General features: G+C 65.2%; 13 protein-coding genes. 2 read left to right on the top strand and 11 right to left on the bottom strand.

The window, feature by feature from the left end; translation table 11 throughout:
- Window positions 1-9: 9 nt before the first annotated feature.
- The 11 genes from murG to coq7 form a co-directional block, all read right to left on the bottom strand.
- Window positions 10-1110 carry an undecaprenyldiphospho-muramoylpentapeptide beta-N-acetylglucosaminyltransferase gene (gene murG, locus M1D44_RS01265; RefSeq protein ID WP_316854205.1) on the bottom strand — a complete coding sequence of 367 codons (1101 nt, stop codon included), beginning with the start codon at window positions 1108-1110 and terminating at the stop codon, window positions 10-12.
- Window positions 1107-2348, bottom strand: a complete 1242-nt coding sequence (gene ftsW / locus M1D44_RS01260; protein ID WP_024979183.1) for a putative lipid II flippase FtsW — start codon at window positions 2346-2348, stop codon at window positions 1107-1109. Before ftsW ends, murG begins: the two co-directional genes overlap by 4 nt.
- On the bottom strand, window positions 2345-3844 hold the full coding sequence (gene murD, locus M1D44_RS01255) for a UDP-N-acetylmuramoyl-L-alanine--D-glutamate ligase (RefSeq protein WP_316854228.1): 1500 nt from the start codon (window positions 3842-3844) through the stop codon (window positions 2345-2347). The genes ftsW and murD overlap by 4 nt, the downstream gene beginning before the upstream one ends.
- Window positions 3845-3987: 143 nt before the next feature.
- Entirely contained in the window at window positions 3988-5157 is a 1170-nt protein-coding gene (mraY, locus tag M1D44_RS01250; RefSeq protein ID WP_024979185.1) for a phospho-N-acetylmuramoyl-pentapeptide-transferase, read from the bottom strand.
- A gap of 15 nt (window positions 5158-5172) precedes the next feature.
- A complete protein-coding gene (locus M1D44_RS01245) occupies window positions 5173-6609 on the bottom strand; it encodes a UDP-N-acetylmuramoyl-tripeptide--D-alanyl-D-alanine ligase (RefSeq protein WP_024979186.1) in 1437 nt (478 codons plus the stop codon).
- Window positions 6606-8150 (bottom strand): UDP-N-acetylmuramoyl-L-alanyl-D-glutamate--2,6-diaminopimelate ligase, encoded by a 1545-nt coding sequence (locus M1D44_RS01240; RefSeq protein ID WP_316854204.1) that lies wholly within the window; start codon window positions 8148-8150, stop codon window positions 6606-6608. The genes M1D44_RS01245 and M1D44_RS01240 overlap by 4 nt, the downstream gene beginning before the upstream one ends.
- A complete protein-coding gene (locus M1D44_RS01235; protein ID WP_024979188.1) occupies window positions 8147-9934 on the bottom strand; it encodes a peptidoglycan D,D-transpeptidase FtsI family protein in 1788 nt (595 codons plus the stop codon). Before M1D44_RS01235 ends, M1D44_RS01240 begins: the two co-directional genes overlap by 4 nt.
- Complete coding sequence (ftsL, locus tag M1D44_RS01230) at window positions 9931-10275, bottom strand: cell division protein FtsL (protein ID WP_112183569.1); 345 nt, start codon at window positions 10273-10275, stop codon at window positions 9931-9933. The genes M1D44_RS01235 and ftsL overlap by 4 nt, the downstream gene beginning before the upstream one ends.
- Before the next feature lie 19 nt (window positions 10276-10294).
- Window positions 10295-11254, bottom strand: coding sequence for a 16S rRNA (cytosine(1402)-N(4))-methyltransferase RsmH (rsmH, locus tag M1D44_RS01225; protein WP_316854203.1), 960 nt, complete (start codon window positions 11252-11254; stop codon window positions 10295-10297).
- A gap of 9 nt (window positions 11255-11263) precedes the next feature.
- Window positions 11264-11692: a division/cell wall cluster transcriptional repressor MraZ gene (mraZ, locus tag M1D44_RS01220; protein WP_024979191.1), complete on the bottom strand. Its 429-nt coding sequence runs from the start codon at window positions 11690-11692 to the stop codon at window positions 11264-11266.
- 382 nt (window positions 11693-12074) lie between these two features.
- Window positions 12075-12725, bottom strand: coding sequence for a 2-polyprenyl-3-methyl-6-methoxy-1,4-benzoquinone monooxygenase (coq7, locus tag M1D44_RS01215; protein WP_316854202.1), 651 nt, complete (start codon window positions 12723-12725; stop codon window positions 12075-12077).
- Between the two features lie 380 nt (window positions 12726-13105).
- On the opposite strand from coq7, the gene M1D44_RS01210 reads away from it, so the two are divergent.
- Complete coding sequence (locus tag M1D44_RS01210) at window positions 13106-14287, top strand: porin (protein ID WP_316684768.1); 1182 nt, start codon at window positions 13106-13108, stop codon at window positions 14285-14287.
- Between the two features lie 186 nt (window positions 14288-14473).
- On the top strand, window positions 14474-15790 hold the full coding sequence (locus M1D44_RS01205; RefSeq protein ID WP_024979194.1) for an MFS transporter: 1317 nt from the start codon (window positions 14474-14476) through the stop codon (window positions 15788-15790).
- Window position 15791: the final 1 nt, after the last annotated feature.

Genomic DNA, 15791 nt, shown 5'->3' with positions numbered 1-15791 from the left:
TTCGATTCCCTATGCCCGTGCCACCGCTACACACACGTCGGCGACACGCGCGGCCGCTTCGGGCCGTGCCTGCTCACGTGCTTTAGCCGCCATATCGGCCAATTGAGCACGCGTCAGGGACGCGAGTGTATCTGCCAGCGATGCCGGACCCAGTTCCTGCTGCGACACCAACAGCGCCGCACCGCGTTCGGAGAGGAAGCGCGCGTTGGTGGTCTGGTGATCGTCCACGGCATGCGGGAACGGCACGAACAGCGCCGCGACACCAGCCGCGGCCACTTCTGAAACAGTCATTGCGCCCGCACGGCAGATCACGAGATCGGCGTGCGCATACGCGGCCGCCATGTCGTCGATGAAGGGAACGGGCTGCGCGTGGGTATCGTCAATGCCGGCGGCTGCATAGTTGGCGCGCAGCGTGTCGATCTGCTTGGCGCCCGCCTGGTGGATGACGATCGGGCGCGTATCGGCCGGCAGCAACGCCAGAGCCTTGGGCACCACATCGTTGAGCGCCGCCGCGCCCAGACTGCCGCCCACGACCAGCACGCGCAGCGGACCGGTTCGCTCGGCGTAGCGCGCTTGCGGCGAAGCCAGCATGGCCAAGTCGGCGCGAATCGGGTTGCCGACCCACTCGGCGCCGGACAGCGCATTCGGAAACGCGCAGAGCACGCGATCGGCCACGCGCGCGAGCACGCGGTTGGCCAGACCTGCGATGGAATTCTGTTCGTGCAGCACCAGCGGGCGACCCAGCAGCACACTCATCATGCCGCCCGGGAACGTGATATAGCCGCCCATGCCCAGCACCACGTTCGGACGCACACGGCGCACCACGCCGAGGCTCTGCCAGAACGCGCGCAACAGGTTGAGTGGCAACAGAAACTTGGTGACGAGGCCCTTGCCGCGCAGGCCACCAAACTGCACCGACTCCAGCGGAAAGCCGTGCTTGGGTACGAGTTGGCCTTCCATGCCATTGGCGTTACCAAGCCACACCACCCTCCAGCCGCGCCCGGCCAGCAGCTTGGCCACCGACAGCGCGGGGAAGATGTGACCGCCCGTACCACCGGCCATGACGAGGAGCGTGCGCGGCGCCAGATCGGCCGAAATGCGTGCCGTCATACCTTGCCCCCACGCATCAGCACGCGGTTTTCATAGTCGATGCGCAGAAGCAGCGCGAGCGCCACGCAGTTCATCAGGATGCCCGAGCCGCCGTAGCTGACCATCGGCAGAGTCAGGCCCTTGGTTGGCAGCAGGCCGAGGTTCACACCCATGTTGATGAAGGCCTGCCAGCCGATCCAGATACCCAGGCCCTTGGCGACCAGGCCGGCGAACGTGCGGTCGAGCTGCAACGCGGTGCGACCGATCTCGAACGCGCGGCGCACCATCCAGTAGAACAGCAGGATCACGATCAGCACGCCGACGAAGCCTAGTTCCTCGCCGATCACGGCCAGGATGAAGTCGGTATGTGCTTCAGGCAGGTAGTGCAGCTTTTCGATGCTGCCGCCCAGGCCCACGCCGGTCCACTCGCCACGGCCGAAAGCGATGAGCGAGTGCGTAAGCTGGTAAGCCTTGCCCTGTGCGTATTCTTCTTGCCAGGGGTTCAGGTACGCGAAGATCCGCTCGCGCCGCCAGGGCGACGCCACGATCAGCAGCGAGAAGGTCGAAATTGCCGTCAGTACCAGCCCGCCGAACAGCTTGCCGTTCACGCCGCCCAGAAACAGGATGCCCATGGCCACGGCCGCGATCACCAGGAACGCGCCCATGTCCGGCTCCAACAGCAGGAGCGAGCCGACAAACGCCACGGCCACGCCCATCGGCAGGAAGCCCTTGCGCACGCTCTGCATCCAGTCCTGCTTGCGCACGGTGTAGTTGGCGGCGTACAGCACCACCGCCAGCTTCATCAGCTCGGACGGCTGGAAGTTCATCACGCCCAGCGGCAGCCAGCGGCGCGCGCCGTTCACGCCCTTGCCCACGTGCGGGACGAGCACGATCACCAACAGCACCAGCGCGATGATGAATAGCTTCGGTGCGTACTTGTCCCAGAACTTGACCGGAATCTGGAATGCGACGATCGCGCCGATGAGCCCGATCACCAGCGAGAAAATGTGGCGAATCAGGAAGTGCCCGTTGCTGTAGTTGGCGTACTTGGGCGAATCCGGCAATGCGATCGACGCGGAATACACCATCACCAGCCCGAGGCCGAGCAGCACGATCGCCACCCACATCAGCGGCTGGTCGTACTCCATCATCTTCGAGCGCGTGGGCTTGACCCCCGAAACAGCATCGCGCAGGCCTTCCCACGCATTGCCGATGGTCGCGCCGATGAAGCCGCTGCGCTTGATCTGGGTGTCGCTCATAGGAGGACTCCTCGGTCTGCCGCCAACGCGGCCACGGCCTCGTGGAACACCTGGGCGCGGTGTTCATAGTTGCGGAACATGTCAAAGCTGGCACACGCCGGCGACAACAGCACGGCATCGCCCGGTTGCGCGTGCGCGGCGGCTTCCTGCACGGCGGCTTCCAGCGTCGGGGCATCGACCAGCGTGACGCCGGTATTGGCCAGAGCCTCGCGAATCAGCGGCGCATCGCGGCCGATCAGCACGACGGCGCGCGCGTATTGCGCGACCGGCTCTGCCAGCGGCGAGAAATCCTGACCCTTGCCATCGCCACCCGCGATCAGCACGACGTGCTTGGACAAGCCCGAGAGTGCAGCTGCCGTGGCGCCGACATTGGTGCCCTTGCTATCGTCGAAGAATTCGATGTCGTCAAACGCGGCGATCAGCTCGACGCGGTGCGGCTCGCCGGCGTAGTCGCGCAGGCCGTGCAGCAGCGCGCTCACCGGCAGGCCGATCGCCCGGCACAGTGCCAGCGCAGCCATCGCGTTGGTCGCGTTGTGCAAGCCACGGATGCGCAGTGCGTCGGCGGGCATCAGGCGCTTGAGGCGCACCGGCACCGGCGCGGCCGGCACGTTGTCGCTTTTCTTGCGGCGCGTGGGCTTGGGCAGATCGTCCTCATCGACTTCGGCCAATACGATCCAGGGCATGCCGCCATCGCGCAGCAGGCCGAGCGCATCGGGCGTGCCCGGCTCGTCGATACCGAACGTGATATCGCCGCCCTTCTTGCTGGCGAATGCCATCACGCCGGCGTCCTGACGGTTCAGCACACGCACGGTGTTGGCGCCGAAGATACGGCCCTTGGCTGCGGCATAGGCGTCCATCGTGCCGTGCCAGTCGAGGTGGTCCTGCGTGATGTTCAGGACGGTGGCGGCATCGGCGTCCAACGTGTGCGTGGTTTCGAGCTGGAAGCTGGAAAGCTCGAGCACCCACACGTCGGGCAGCGTGCCGGCGTCAACGCATTCGCCGAGCTTATCGAGCGCCGACGGGCTGATGTTGCCTGCCACGCCGACAGTCTTGCCGGCGCGCTCCACCAAGGCGCCCGTGAGCGCCGTGGTGGTCGTCTTGCCGTTAGTCCCGGTGATGGCCAGCACGCGCGGTGTGTAGCCTTGCGCAGCCTTGAGACCCGCCAACGCGCGGGCAAACAATTCGATCTCGCCCCACACCGGCACGCTGCGCGCATTGGCGGCGCTCAGCAGCGCGGCGACGTTGGCATCCAGCGGCGACAGCCCGGGGCTGATCGCCACCAGCGTCACATCGTCCAGCAGCGACACGACGAACGGGCCGCTAACGAATTCGGCATCCGGCACGTGTGCACGCAGTGTCGGCAGGTTGGCCGGTGCCTCGCGCGTGTCCGCCACACGCACTCGCGCGCCATGACGGGCACACCAGCGCGCCATTGCCAAGCCGGACTCACCGAGACCGAGCACCAACACCACCGGCGAGTCGAAGTCGCCGAACATGCGCGGCGCCTGCGCGGTTTCAGCGGCGGGCATCGGCTCGGCAGAATCGAGCGTCGCAACAACGGCGTCCACGGCCGCTTCCGGCTGCGTGGCGTCCATGTCGTCCGGGCTGATCGATTCGGTCATGTCGGTCATGTCCGTGTTCACCGCAGCTTCAGGGTCGACAGGCCGATCAGCACCAGCATCATGGTGATGACCCAGAAGCGCACGACCACTTGCGTTTCCTTCCAGCCGGAGAGCTCGAAATGGTGATGCAGCGGTGCCATGCGGAACAGGCGCCGGCCCTCTCCATAACGCTTCTTGGTGAACTTGAACCACGTGACCTGCAGCATCACGGAGACGGTCTCGGCTACGAAAATGCCGCCCATGATGAAGAGCACGATTTCCTGACGCACGATCACGGCGATCGTGCCCAGCGCGCCGCCAAGCGCCAGCGCGCCAACGTCACCCATGAACACCTGCGCCGGATGCGCGTTGAACCAAAGGAAGGCAAGCCCCGCCCCGGCCATCGCCGAGCAGAAGATCAGCAGCTCACCTGCGCCCGGAATGTGCGGGAACAGCAGGTACTTGCTGTAGACGGCACTGCCCATCACGTAGGCAAACACGCCCAACGCACTGCCCACCAGCACGACCGGCATGATGACCAGGCCATCGAGGCCATCGGTCAGGTTCACGGCATTGCTGGAACCGACGATCACGAGGTACGTCAGGATGATGAAACCGAACACGCCCAGCGGGTAGCTGATCTCTTTGAAGAACGGCACGATCAGGTGCGACTTGGCCGGCAGGTTCAGTGACAGGCCGCTGCGCACCCAATCCATGAACAGCTCAAGCACGCGCATGTTGCTCGTCTCGGACACCGAGAACGCCAGATAGGCCGCCGCAAACAGGCCGATCACGGTCTGCCAGAAGAACTTCTCGCGCGAAGACATACCCTTTGGATCGCGGTGCACGACTTTGCGGTAGTCATCCACCCAGCCGATCGCGCCATAGCCAAGCGTGACCAACAGCACGATCCAGATGAAGCGGTTACCCCAGTCCGCCCACAGCAGCGTCGACACGGCAATGCCGATGAGCACCAGCACACCGCCCATGGTGGGCGTGCCGGCCTTGACCAGGTGCGTCTGCGGACCGTAGCTGCGCACAGCCTGCCCGACTTTCAGTTCCGTCAGGCGACGAATCACAAACGGCCCGAACCCGAGGCCGATCACCAGCGCCGTGAGAGATGCCATCACGGCGCGGAACGTCAGATAGTTGAAGACGCGCAGGAAGCCGTAGTCGTTCTGCAACCATTGCGCCAATGCCAATAACATGGGTTCTTGCTTCCCTTAATGCTGCTGTTGTGTGCTGGAACCGGCCGACAAATCCGCAACCGGGTCTTTCAAGACCAGCGCTTCCACAATGCGTTCCATCCGCATGAAGCGCGAGCCCTTCACCAATACCGTCGCGGCCGGCGCAATGGCGGGCACGCCGTGTTCAATCAAGTCCTCTGCCGACGCAAAATGCTGCGCGCCTGCGCCGAATGCGTCGACCGTGTGGCGCGCAAGCTCGCCGGTTGCCAGCACTGCGTCGATGCCGTGCTCGCGCGCGTAAGCGCCGATTTCTTCGTGGAAAGCCGGGCCCTGCGAACCAACCTCGCCCATGTCACCCAGCACCAGCCAGCGCGGCGCCGGCAGCGTGACGAGCGCATCGATCGCCGCGCGCATCGAATCCGGGTTCGCGTTGTATGTGTCGTCGATGACGAGGCCGCCGTGCGTGCCCTGCTTGCGCTGCAGCCGCCCCTTGACCGGAGCAAAGTTGCCCAGCGCTTGTGCGATCACCTCGGGAGCGACACCGGCCGCCAGCGCGCATGCCGTCGCGGCCAGCGCATTGCGTGCGTTGTGCAGACCGAGCAGCGGCAAGGTGATGACGAAGCGCTGGCCAGGGGCCTGCACATGAATGCGTTGACCGTCGGCGGTGTCCACCACCGTGCCTGTCACAGCCCCGGCCTCGATACCGAAATCGAGCACGCGGCGCGCACCGGCCGCGGCCTGCCACACCGGCGCATATTCGCCACCGTTGGCCGCGTCGCGCGGGAACACCCCCACGCCATCGGCCGGCAACGCTGCCAGCACGGCGGCGTGTTCTTCAGCCACCGCTTCCACGCTGACCATGAATTCCTGGTGCTCGCGCTGGGCGTTGTTGATCATCGCCACGGTCGGCTGGGCAATGGCGGCCAGCACGGCCGTCTCGCCCGGATGATTCATCCCGAGTTCGAGCACGGCCAGCTTGTGTTGCGCGTTCAAGCGGAACAGCGTGAGCGGCAGGCCGATGTCGTTGTTGAAGTTGCCGGCGGTCGCCAGGCGGGCGTCTTCACCCACGGCCTGCGCGAAGATCGCGGAGATCATTTCCTTGACCGTGGTCTTGCCGTTGCTGCCCGTCACGGCGACGACGGGAATCGGGAACTGGCGGCGCCAGCCGGCGGCAAGTTGGCCGAGTCCGATACGCGTATCTGCAACGGTCAGCACGGCCACGTTGGTCACATCCAGCGTGGCAGCAGGTGCGCGCGACACCAGCACGGCGGCAGCGCCACGCGCCACCACCTCAGGCAGGAAATCGTGTGCATCGAAACGCTCGCCGATCAGCGCGACGAACAGGTCGCCGGGCTGCACGGCTCGGCTGTCAGTCGTCACGCGCAGGATCGCCGCGTCGGGGCCAGCCAGATGGGCGCCGGCCATCCAGGCAGCGGCGTCGGTGGCATGCATCATCACGGTCTGGGCGCTCATGCATTCACCCCGCGAGCAGCAAGCGCCAGGCGCACATGCTCCTGATCGGAGAACGGTCGCTTGCGACCGGCAATCTCCTGCGTCGATTCATGCCCCTTGCCGGCCACGACGATCACGTCATGCGCATCGGCGTGCCGCACGGCATGCAGGATGGCAGCCGCGCGGTCTTCGATCTGGGTGGCGGCACGCGGGTTGTCCATGCCGTCGGCGATCTCGTCGAGGATGTGCTGAGGATCTTCGCTGCGCGGGTTGTCGGAGGTCAGCACAACGTGCGGCGCCAGGCGCTCGGCGATGGCGCCCATGTGCGGACGCTTGCCGGGGTCGCGGTCGCCGCCACAGCCGAACACGGCCCACAACTTGCCGCCGCGCGCCTCGGTAATCGGCCCAAGCGCACGCAGCGTCTGCTCCAGCGCGTCGGGCGTGTGGGCGTAATCGACCACCACCAGCGGACCGTCTTCGCCGCCGAAACGCTCCATGCGGCCGCTCACGGGTTGCAGCTTTTCCAGGCGCGCGATGGCGTCCTGCCACGGCACGCCAGCGGCCAGCAATGCGCCCAGCACACCGAGAAGATTCGATACGTTGAACAAACCCACCGTGGGCGCATGGACGGTTGCATGGCCAAAACTGCCGTCCACGTCGAATGTCGTTCCGGTGCGGTGCGCACGCACGTTGCTGGCGCGCAGCCATTGCTTGGCACCGTGCCGCGCAGCGGCTTCGCCGTCGATGCCGTATTCGATGGTTTCGACATCGGCTCGGGCGCTCTGCAGCAAGCGCACACCGGCTGCGTCGTCGCGGTTGATGACGGCTGCACGCAGGCCCGGCCAGCCGAACAGGCGCGCCTTGGCGAGTTCGTACTCGGCCATCGTGCCGTGGTAGTCGAGGTGATCCTGCGTGAGGTTGGTGAACACCGCGATGTCGAAGCAAGTGCCATCGACGCGGCCTTGCTCCAGACCATGCGACGACACTTCCATGGCGATGGCGCGGGCACCCGCACGGTGCAGATCGGCGAGGCTGTGCTGCAGCTGGATGGCATCCGGCGTGGTAAAGCCGGTAGCGGCCAGCGCATCGACAAACCCGGTGCCGAGCGTACCCACCACTGCGCAACGCTGGCCGTGTTTGGTCAGCGCCTGCGCAATCCATTGCGAACAAGATGTCTTGCCGTTGGTGCCCGTCACGCCAATCACACGCAAGGCGTCCGGGCCCGGCACGCCGTACCACTGTGCCGCCAGCGGCCCGGCCAGTTCAGCCAGACCGTCTACGGGCAGGATGCGCACGGGCGCGTCTGCGGGCATTGCATAGCCATGGGCTTCGGCCAGCACGGCGGAAGCGCCAGCCTCGATCGCCTGCGGAATATGCGGACGGCCATCGCCGCGCTGGCGCACATTGCCGAGCACGTAGGCGACGAACACGTCGCCGGTCTTGAGCTTGCGCGTGTCGCTGGTGAGGTCGGCACTCGCCGGCGCCTGGGCGCGCAGCCAATCCACCACGGGCGCGAGGCGCGCGGCGATGGTCGGGCGGTCAGAGGTGGGCTTGATTGTCATTGCAGCCCCCCCACCGGCTCTTCCGGCACGTCCGGGGTCATCACGAGTTGTCGCACCGGCGAATCCGGCGGCACGTTCAACGCACGCAGGGTGCCACCCACGATTTGGGAGAACACGGGGCCGGCCGCGCCGCCGCCATAGCGGTTACCCACGGTGGGCTCGTCCACGCTCACCGCCACGATGATGCGCGGGTTCGACATCGGCGCCAGGCCGATAAACGAGGCGCGATACTTCGAGCGGTCATAGCCGCGCCCGGTGTGCTTCCACGCTGTGCCGGTTTTGCCGCCGACGCGGTAGCCCATCACCTGGGCCTGCGGTGCGGTGCCGCCGGGCGCCGTCACGGTCTCAAGCATCTGACGGACCTGCCGCGCCACCTCCGGCGAAATCACGCGCTCGCCCTGCGGCGGCTGGCCATCAGTGCGGTACATCGTGATCGGGATCAGCTCGCCATCGTGCGCGAAGATGGTGTACGCATGTGCAATCTGGAACAGCGACACCGACAGGCCGTAGCCGTACGACATGGTCGCCTGCTCGATGCGGCGCCATTTGTTTGCCGGTCGCAGCCGCCCTGCCACCGCGCCCGGGAAGCCGATCTTCGGCGCCTGACCCAAGCCAACGCTGGTGAACATGTCCCACATTTCCTGCGGCTTGAGCATCATCGCGATCTTGGTCGTACCGATGTTGCTGGAGTGCTGGATCACTTGCGCGACCGTCAGCGTGCCGTAGTTGCCGGTATCGGAAATGGTCGCGCCTTCAAAGCTGTATTTGCCGTTGGTTTGCACCAGCGTGGTGGGCGTCACGCGCTTGAGCTGCAGCGCCAGGCTGATGGTGATCGGCTTCATCATCGAGCCGGGCTCGAAGGTGTCGGTCAGCACGCGGTTGCGCAGTTGCTCGCCCGAGAGGCGGCTTCGGTCGTTCGGGTTGTAGGTCGGATAGTTGGCGAGCGCCAGCACCTCGCCGGTCTGCGCATCCAGCACGATCGCACTGGCGGCCTTTGCGCGGGTACGCTCAATGGCAGCCTTCAGTTCGTTGAACGTCAGGTACTGGATCTTGGCGTCGATCGACAGCGTCTGATCATGCCCATCACGCGGGGCCTTGAGCACCCCCACGTCTTCCACCACGCGGCCCAGCCGATCCTTGATCACCTGACGCTGGCCGGCGGCACCCGCGAGGTCGGACTCGCGCGCCAGCTCCATGCCTTCCTGGCCTTTGTCCTCGACGTTGGTGAACCCGACGATGTGCGCCATCGCCTCGCCTTCCGGATAGAAGCGCTTGTACTCACGCGTCTGATAGATGCCTTCGATCTTCAGCGCGGCGATTTGGTCGGCCACCTCGGGCAGCACCTGGCGCTTGAGGTAGACAAAGCCTTTGTCTTCCCCCAGCTTGCCCGAAAGCTCCTTGTTGTTCATGTCAAGCAGCTTGGCGAGCTTCTTCATGTCCTCGCCAGGCACGTTGTTGGGCACGTCTTCCGGCACGGCCCAGATGGCCTTCACCGGCAGACTCGTGGCCAGCACCAGACCATTGCGATCGAGAATCTTGCCGCGCGTGGCCGGCAATTCCAGCGTGCGCTGGAAGCGCTTCTTGCCCTCGACTTCATAGAAGCGGTTGCCAGGACCTTGAATCCACAGCGCGCGGCCGATCAGTGCCAAGAACGCCGCGAACATCAGGAACACGACCAGCTTCGAGCGCCACATCGGCAGGCGCAGGCCAAGCACAGGGCTGGCAGAGAACTGGCCCAGGCGCGCGCGCGCCGTGGTGCCGTTGGACTTGCGTGCGCCGCTCATGGCTGTACTCCGGAAGCCGTGGGCGCGCTCGCCGCTGCCGAGGAAGCCCCGGAGCCCCCCCCTGCTGCCGGCAGATCGGCAAACCCCTGCAGATACTGCGTGCGACCCGCCTGCGCGGGCGACATCTTCAATTGCTTGCTCGCGATGTCGGCAATGCGAGCGCTCTTGCCCAGCGCGCTCTGCTCATATTGCAGGCGCGACCAGTCGGTGTTGAGTTGCTTCTCTTCCGCCTGCGCGCGATCCAGCGCGACAAACAGTTGCCGCGCCTGATGCTGTGCGTTGACCAGCGACAGCGCGCACAGCACCAGCGCAGTCAGCAGGAACATGTTCAGGCGGTTCATGGCGTGCGTCTCCGTCGGCTCAGCAACGCTCGGCCACGCGCATGATGGCCGAGCGCGCACGCGGGTTGGCCGACACCTCGGCCTCCGACGGCTTCACGCGGCCAAGCAGGCGCAACTGCGGCGCCGGCAGCTCATGCGCACGCAGCGGCGCCCGACGCAGTTCCGGCGCGGCGGATTGCTCCGGGCGCGCCAGGGCCTGCATAAAGCGCTTGACGATGCGGTCTTCCAGCGAATGGAAGCTGATCACGACGAGACGTCCCCCCTGCTCCAGGCGTTCAAAGGCGGCCTTCAGACCGGTTTCGAGGTCCGCAAGCTCTTGATTGACGTGAATCCGTAAAGCTTGAAAGGTGCGGGTCGCAGGGTCTTGGCCCTTCTCGCGTGTTTTGACGGCTTGCGCCACGAGCGCGGCAAGCTCGGATGTGCGATCGAGAGGACCTCGATCCCCGGATTGGCCCCGGCGAGCAACAATCGCCTTTGCAATCTGTACAGCAAACCGTTCTTCCCCATAGTCCCGTATCACCCTCGCAATGTCGCGCTCATCAGCCTCGGCCAGCCATTGGGCTGCGGTGATGCCGCGCGTGGTGTCCATCCGCATGTCGAGCGGGCCATCCATCCGGAACGAGAAGCCACGTGCGCCTTCGTCGATCTGCGGCGAGCTGATGCCGAGATCGAGCAGCACGCCGGCCACCCGTTCAATGCCGCGCGCATCCAGGCACTGGGCCATCTGCGCGAAGCTGTCATGCTCAATAGCGAAGCGGGCATCCTCTACGGTGCCCGCTTCGGTGATTGCTGCCGGGTCCTTGTCGAAGGCGACAAGTCTGCCGCCGGGCCCCAGCCGTTCCAGGATGAGCCGGCTGTGCCCGCCTCTCCCGAAGGTTCCATCGATATAGATGCCGTCGTCGCGCCAGATGAGCGCATCGACCGCTTCGTCTAAGAGCACCGTCTGATGGCGCAGTCCCGTACTGGCTTGGGTTGTCATCGTGCGTCATCAAAAGGAGAAATTCTTGAGGGCGTCGGGCATGCCTTGCGCCATGGCGGCTTGCTCCTTCGCGGTGTACGTGGCGGCGTCCCAGACTTCGAAGTGGCTGCCCATGCCGAGCAGCATCACGTCACGTTCAAGGGAGGCAGCCGTGCGCAGTTCTGGGGTGATGAGGACGCGGCCGGCGGTATCGAGTTCGACATCGGCGGCGCTGCCCAGGAAGATCCGTTTCCACCAGTGGGCTTCCATCGGGAGCGCGGCGATGCGCTCGCGAAAGCGTTCCCACTCGGGGCGCGGAAACAGCATGAGGCAACCGTCCGGGTGCTTGGTCACAGTCACCCGGCCCTCGGCCTGCAGCTGGAGCGCTTCGCGGTGCCGCGACGGAATGGACATCCGCCCCTTGGCATCCAGCGTCAGCGCCGACGCACCCTGGAACACGTTGGTTTCTCTCTCCGTGTGGCGATTCGATCGCCACTCACCTTGCCGTCAACTGGCCTGCAAACGGCCTCTTTAAACCACAAAACTACACTTTCTGACACTGTTTCCCACTTTAGAGGAACGACTTTAGGCGGTCAAGGCTTGCGGAGGGCTGCGAGACGGAAAATTTGCAATCAGAACAATGACTTAGCGCACCCTCCCGGAGGAGACAAGTCACTTTTCCCAATCAAATGAAGGAGATAGCGTGGTTTATGCAGAAACCACGTGAGCGAATGGCGAGCGACCGCGCCCTCATACGAGGGCACAGACCGCAGGCGGCAAAGCTCGGGCGAATGGAGGAGCCAGCGCCGTGTCGTCGGGCCGTCGACCCGCCACACGCGCGTCAGATGCGATAGGCGGCGGTGGTCATGACGCGTGACGCGGCACGCATGGCTTGGCGGATCGGCGCAGGCAGATCAATGCCACCGGCCTGGCGCGCATTGTCGCCGTGGCGGATTTCGTCGTCGCGCATCTGGGCGACGATGGCGCGCGAGCGGGTGTCCTGCTCGGGCAATGCATCGAGATGGCCGTCGAGGTGATGCTCGACCTGGCGCTCGGTCTCGGCGACGAAACCAAGGCTGATCTTGTCGCCGAGGCGTCCGGCCACCGCGCCGATGGCGAAAGCACCGGCATACCACAGCGGGTTGAGCAGGCTTGGGCGGTCGTTCAGTTCCTGCAGGCGCTGGGCGCACCAGGCGAGATGGTCTTCTTCTTCGCGTGCGGCTTCGTCGAGCTGGGCCCGGATGGCCGGGTCCCGGGCAAACAGCGCTTGCCCTTGGTACAGGGCCTGCGCGCAGACCTCGCCGACATGGTTCACGCGCATCAGGCCGGCAGCATGGCGGCGGTCGGCCTCAGAAGGCTTGGTCGCGTTGTCGGTCCTGTCCGCGGAGGAGGACACGATAACGGCGTCAGCAGGGTTCGGTCGGCTGGCGCGGGTGACGCCTGCCACAGCGCGCAAAGCGCGGTCGAATTCGGGGATGAAGCGGTCGAGCATAGGTACGGGCACCGCCGGCAATGGCGTGCGGCGCGATCGCCATTGTAAAGCCGGCACCGCGCGGCACATTGCGTCCGGTCAGAACCTGGTAGACCAAACACTACTGTACGGGATAACCCTGTTGGCGCGGGGATCGCATCTAAAACCGCAAGGAATCGAGCACGCCTATCGCCGATCTATTTCAAATTCGGAAACAGCCTGTTGCCGAGATCAGACAGCAAACGCGCGTTTACGAACATTCGTTCGCAAATTTCGACCGAGCCCAGTACCGCGTTGCTACATTAGTCAGCGACTTCGTTTGAAAGTCATGGGGCGGGAAGACGAGAACGGAGGGTCTGCCTGCCACTGAACTCAATAATTAAAGATCTGGAGACCGACCGATGAAGAAATCGCTGCTGGCATTGGCAGTGCTGGGCACGTTTGCGGGTGTTGCGCAGGCTCAGTCGAGTGTGACGCTGTATGGCGTGGTCGACGCGAACGTCGAATACGTCAACCATGAGCAGGCCGTGACTGCGGCGGGGGTTGCCATTCCGGGCAGCAGCGGATCGCGCCTTGCGATGCAGGCGGGCGGCCTGTCTTCAAACCGCTGGGGCTTGCGCGGCGTTGAAGACATCGGCGGCGGGCTCAAGGGCCTGTTCGTGCTGGAATCGGGCTTCGGTATGGACACCGGCACGCTGCAGCAAGGTGGCCGTCTGTTCGGCCGGCAGGCGTTTGTGGGCTTGCAGGGCAACTGGGGCAAGATCACTCTGGGTCGTCAGTACACGACGATCTTCGACATGATGGCGAACTTCTCGCCGAGCGGTTATGCCACGCAGTGGGAGCCGGTGGTCGGCCTGCTGGGTGCGAACTTCCGCGAAGACAACATGATCAAGTACGGCGCTGCATTCGGTCCGCTGACGGTCGAAGCCCACTGGGCGTTCGGCGAGCGCACGGGCAGCAACACGGCCAACTCGGCCTACGGCGCCGGCGCGAACTACTTCGCTGGCCCGTTTGGCTTGGGCGTCGCGTATGACGAAGTGAAGGTGCTGACGGCCGCAGAAGCCCTGGGTCTGTCGGGCGGCAACGAATATGCCCGCGACAAGCGCGCTGCCATTGCAGCCAGCTACACCACGGGCCCAATCAAGGTGATGGCAGGCTTCCGCTATGGCAACACCGAAGCGCCCTCCAGCGGCGCCACAGCAGCACTGACGCCGCACCGCGACGACCTCTACTGGCTGGGCGTGAACTACCAGGCCACCACGGCACTCGGCCTGACGCTGTCGTACTACTACGACAACATCAAGGAAGCGACCATCGGTGGCGCCACGATCAACCCGCGCAATCCGCAGCAGTGGAACTTCATTGCTGATTACAACTTCTCGAAGCGCACCGACGTGTACCTGACGGCCGCGTATTCGCGCAATGGCTCGCTGAACTGGGATTCGATCGGCTACGTGACCAACCCGGCAACGGGCGCACAAACGTCGGTAGGCTATCTGCCGGCTGCATCGCAGACGTACTTCATCACGCCGAACTCGGATAACCAGGTCGGTGTGGCCGTGGGTGTGCGCCACAAGTTCTGACGCACGCTTTGGTTTTTGCCCGCCGCCCCTCTCCTTGGCGGGCGCAGGAAGGCACCTTCGGGTGCCTTTTTGCATGGCCGCGCGCTATGCTCCTGCGTTCGAGCCCGCCGCCGGACAGCAAGACGGCAACACAACAGCGAGCGGCGCTTCATAACGACAACAACGCGAACCTTACCGGAGACCCGCATGTCCTCTTCGACATCTCCAACCATGGCGCCCGCCGCCCCCGGCGCGGCCGCCGACGCCAGCCGCTCGCGCATCGTCTTTGCGAGCTTCATCGGCACGGCCATCGAGTTCTACGATTTCTATGTCTATGCGACAGCCGCGGCGCTGGTGATCGGCCCGGTGTTCTTTCCGCATGGGTCTGCCACAGCCCAAGCGCTGTCGGCGTTCGTCACGTTTGGCATCGCGTTTATTGCGCGGCCGATCGGCTCGTTCCTGTTCGGCCACTTTGGCGATCGCATCGGGCGCAAGTCGACGCTGGTGGCGTCGCTGCTGGTGATGGGCATTTCGACAACGCTGATCGGGCTGGTGCCGGGATACGACAGCATCGGCACGCTCGCACCGATCCTGCTATGCGTGCTGCGCTTCGGGCAGGGCATCGGCCTGGGCGGTGAATGGGGCGGCGCAGCGCTGCTGGCCACGGAAAATGCGCCGGCCGGCAAGCGCGCGTGGTTCGGCATGTTTCCTCAGCTCGGCCCCTCGGTCGGTTTCCTGGCATCGAACGGCCTCTTCTTCGGGCTGGCGATCGCACTGTCGGACGAGCAGTTCCGCAGCTGGGGCTGGCGCGTGCCGTTCCTGGTCAGCGCAGTGCTCGTGGCGCTGGGCTTGTATGTGCGATTGAAGATCGCCGAGACCCCGGCCTTCCAGGCCGCCATCGATCGGCAGGAGCGCGTGAAGGTGCCCGTGGCCGAACTGCTGGCGCACCATTGGTGGCCGACGCTGCTGGGCGCGCTGGCCATGGTGGTCTGCTACACGCTGTTCTATATCTCGACGGTGTTCTCGCTGTCGTACGGCGTGGGCACGTTGCACTTCTCGCGCCCGAGCTTCCTGGGACTGCTGTGCCTGGCGGTGGTGTTCATGGGGCTGGCGACGCCACTGTCGGCGTGGGCGTCGGACCGCTTCGGGCGCAAGCCGGTGCTGATCGTCGGCATCATCGCGGCCATTCTGTCGGGCTTTACGATGGCGCCGCTGCTGGGCAGTGGCCAAACGCCGCTGGTAGCGCTATTCCTCATCGTCGAGCTGTTCCTGATGGGCGTGACCTTCGCGCCGATGGGTGCGCTGCTGCCAGAACTGTTTCCGACCAACGTGCGCTACACAGGCGCCGGCGTGTCGTACAACCTCGGCGGCATTCTCGGCGCGTCGATTGCGCCGTATATCGCGCAGAAGCTTGCCGAGCAAGGTGGCCTGAGCTGGGTAGGCATGTATGTGTCGGCCGCCGCGGTGGTCAGCCTGATCGGTGTGCTCTGCATGCGCGAGACGCGCGATACCCGGCTGATGTAAG

It is taken from the genome of Ralstonia sp. SA306 (assembly GCF_054792405.1).
Note: the sequence above shows the minus strand (reverse complement) of the source record. Positions and strands in the feature narration are given on the sequence as shown.

What these genes read in the sequence shown, in the direction of transcription:
- M1D44_RS01210 (WP_316684768.1), top strand. Translation starts at nt 13,106, where the DNA reads ATGAAGAAATCGCTGCTGGCATTGGCAGTGCTGGGCACGTTTGCGGGT.
- rsmH (WP_316854203.1), bottom strand. Translation starts at nt 11,254, where the DNA reads ATGACAACCCAAGCCAGTACGGGACTGCGCCATCAGACGGTGCTCTTA.
- M1D44_RS01205 (WP_024979194.1), top strand. Translation starts at nt 14,474, where the DNA reads ATGTCCTCTTCGACATCTCCAACCATGGCGCCCGCCGCCCCCGGCGCG.
- murD (WP_316854228.1), bottom strand. Translation starts at nt 3,844, where the DNA reads ATGTTCGGCGACTTCGACTCGCCGGTGGTGTTGGTGCTCGGTCTCGGT.
- M1D44_RS01240 (WP_316854204.1), bottom strand. Translation starts at nt 8,150, where the DNA reads ATGACAATCAAGCCCACCTCTGACCGCCCGACCATCGCCGCGCGCCTC.
- ftsW (WP_024979183.1), bottom strand. Translation starts at nt 2,348, where the DNA reads ATGAGCGACACCCAGATCAAGCGCAGCGGCTTCATCGGCGCGACCATC.
- coq7 (WP_316854202.1), bottom strand. Translation starts at nt 12,725, where the DNA reads ATGCTCGACCGCTTCATCCCCGAATTCGACCGCGCTTTGCGCGCTGTG.
- M1D44_RS01235 (WP_024979188.1), bottom strand. Translation starts at nt 9,934, where the DNA reads ATGAGCGGCGCACGCAAGTCCAACGGCACCACGGCGCGCGCGCGCCTG.
- M1D44_RS01245 (WP_024979186.1), bottom strand. Translation starts at nt 6,609, where the DNA reads ATGAGCGCCCAGACCGTGATGATGCATGCCACCGACGCCGCTGCCTGG.
- mraY (WP_024979185.1), bottom strand. Translation starts at nt 5,157, where the DNA reads ATGTTATTGGCATTGGCGCAATGGTTGCAGAACGACTACGGCTTCCTG.
- murG (WP_316854205.1), bottom strand. Translation starts at nt 1,110, where the DNA reads ATGACGGCACGCATTTCGGCCGATCTGGCGCCGCGCACGCTCCTCGTC.
- ftsL (WP_112183569.1), bottom strand. Translation starts at nt 10,275, where the DNA reads ATGAACCGCCTGAACATGTTCCTGCTGACTGCGCTGGTGCTGTGCGCG.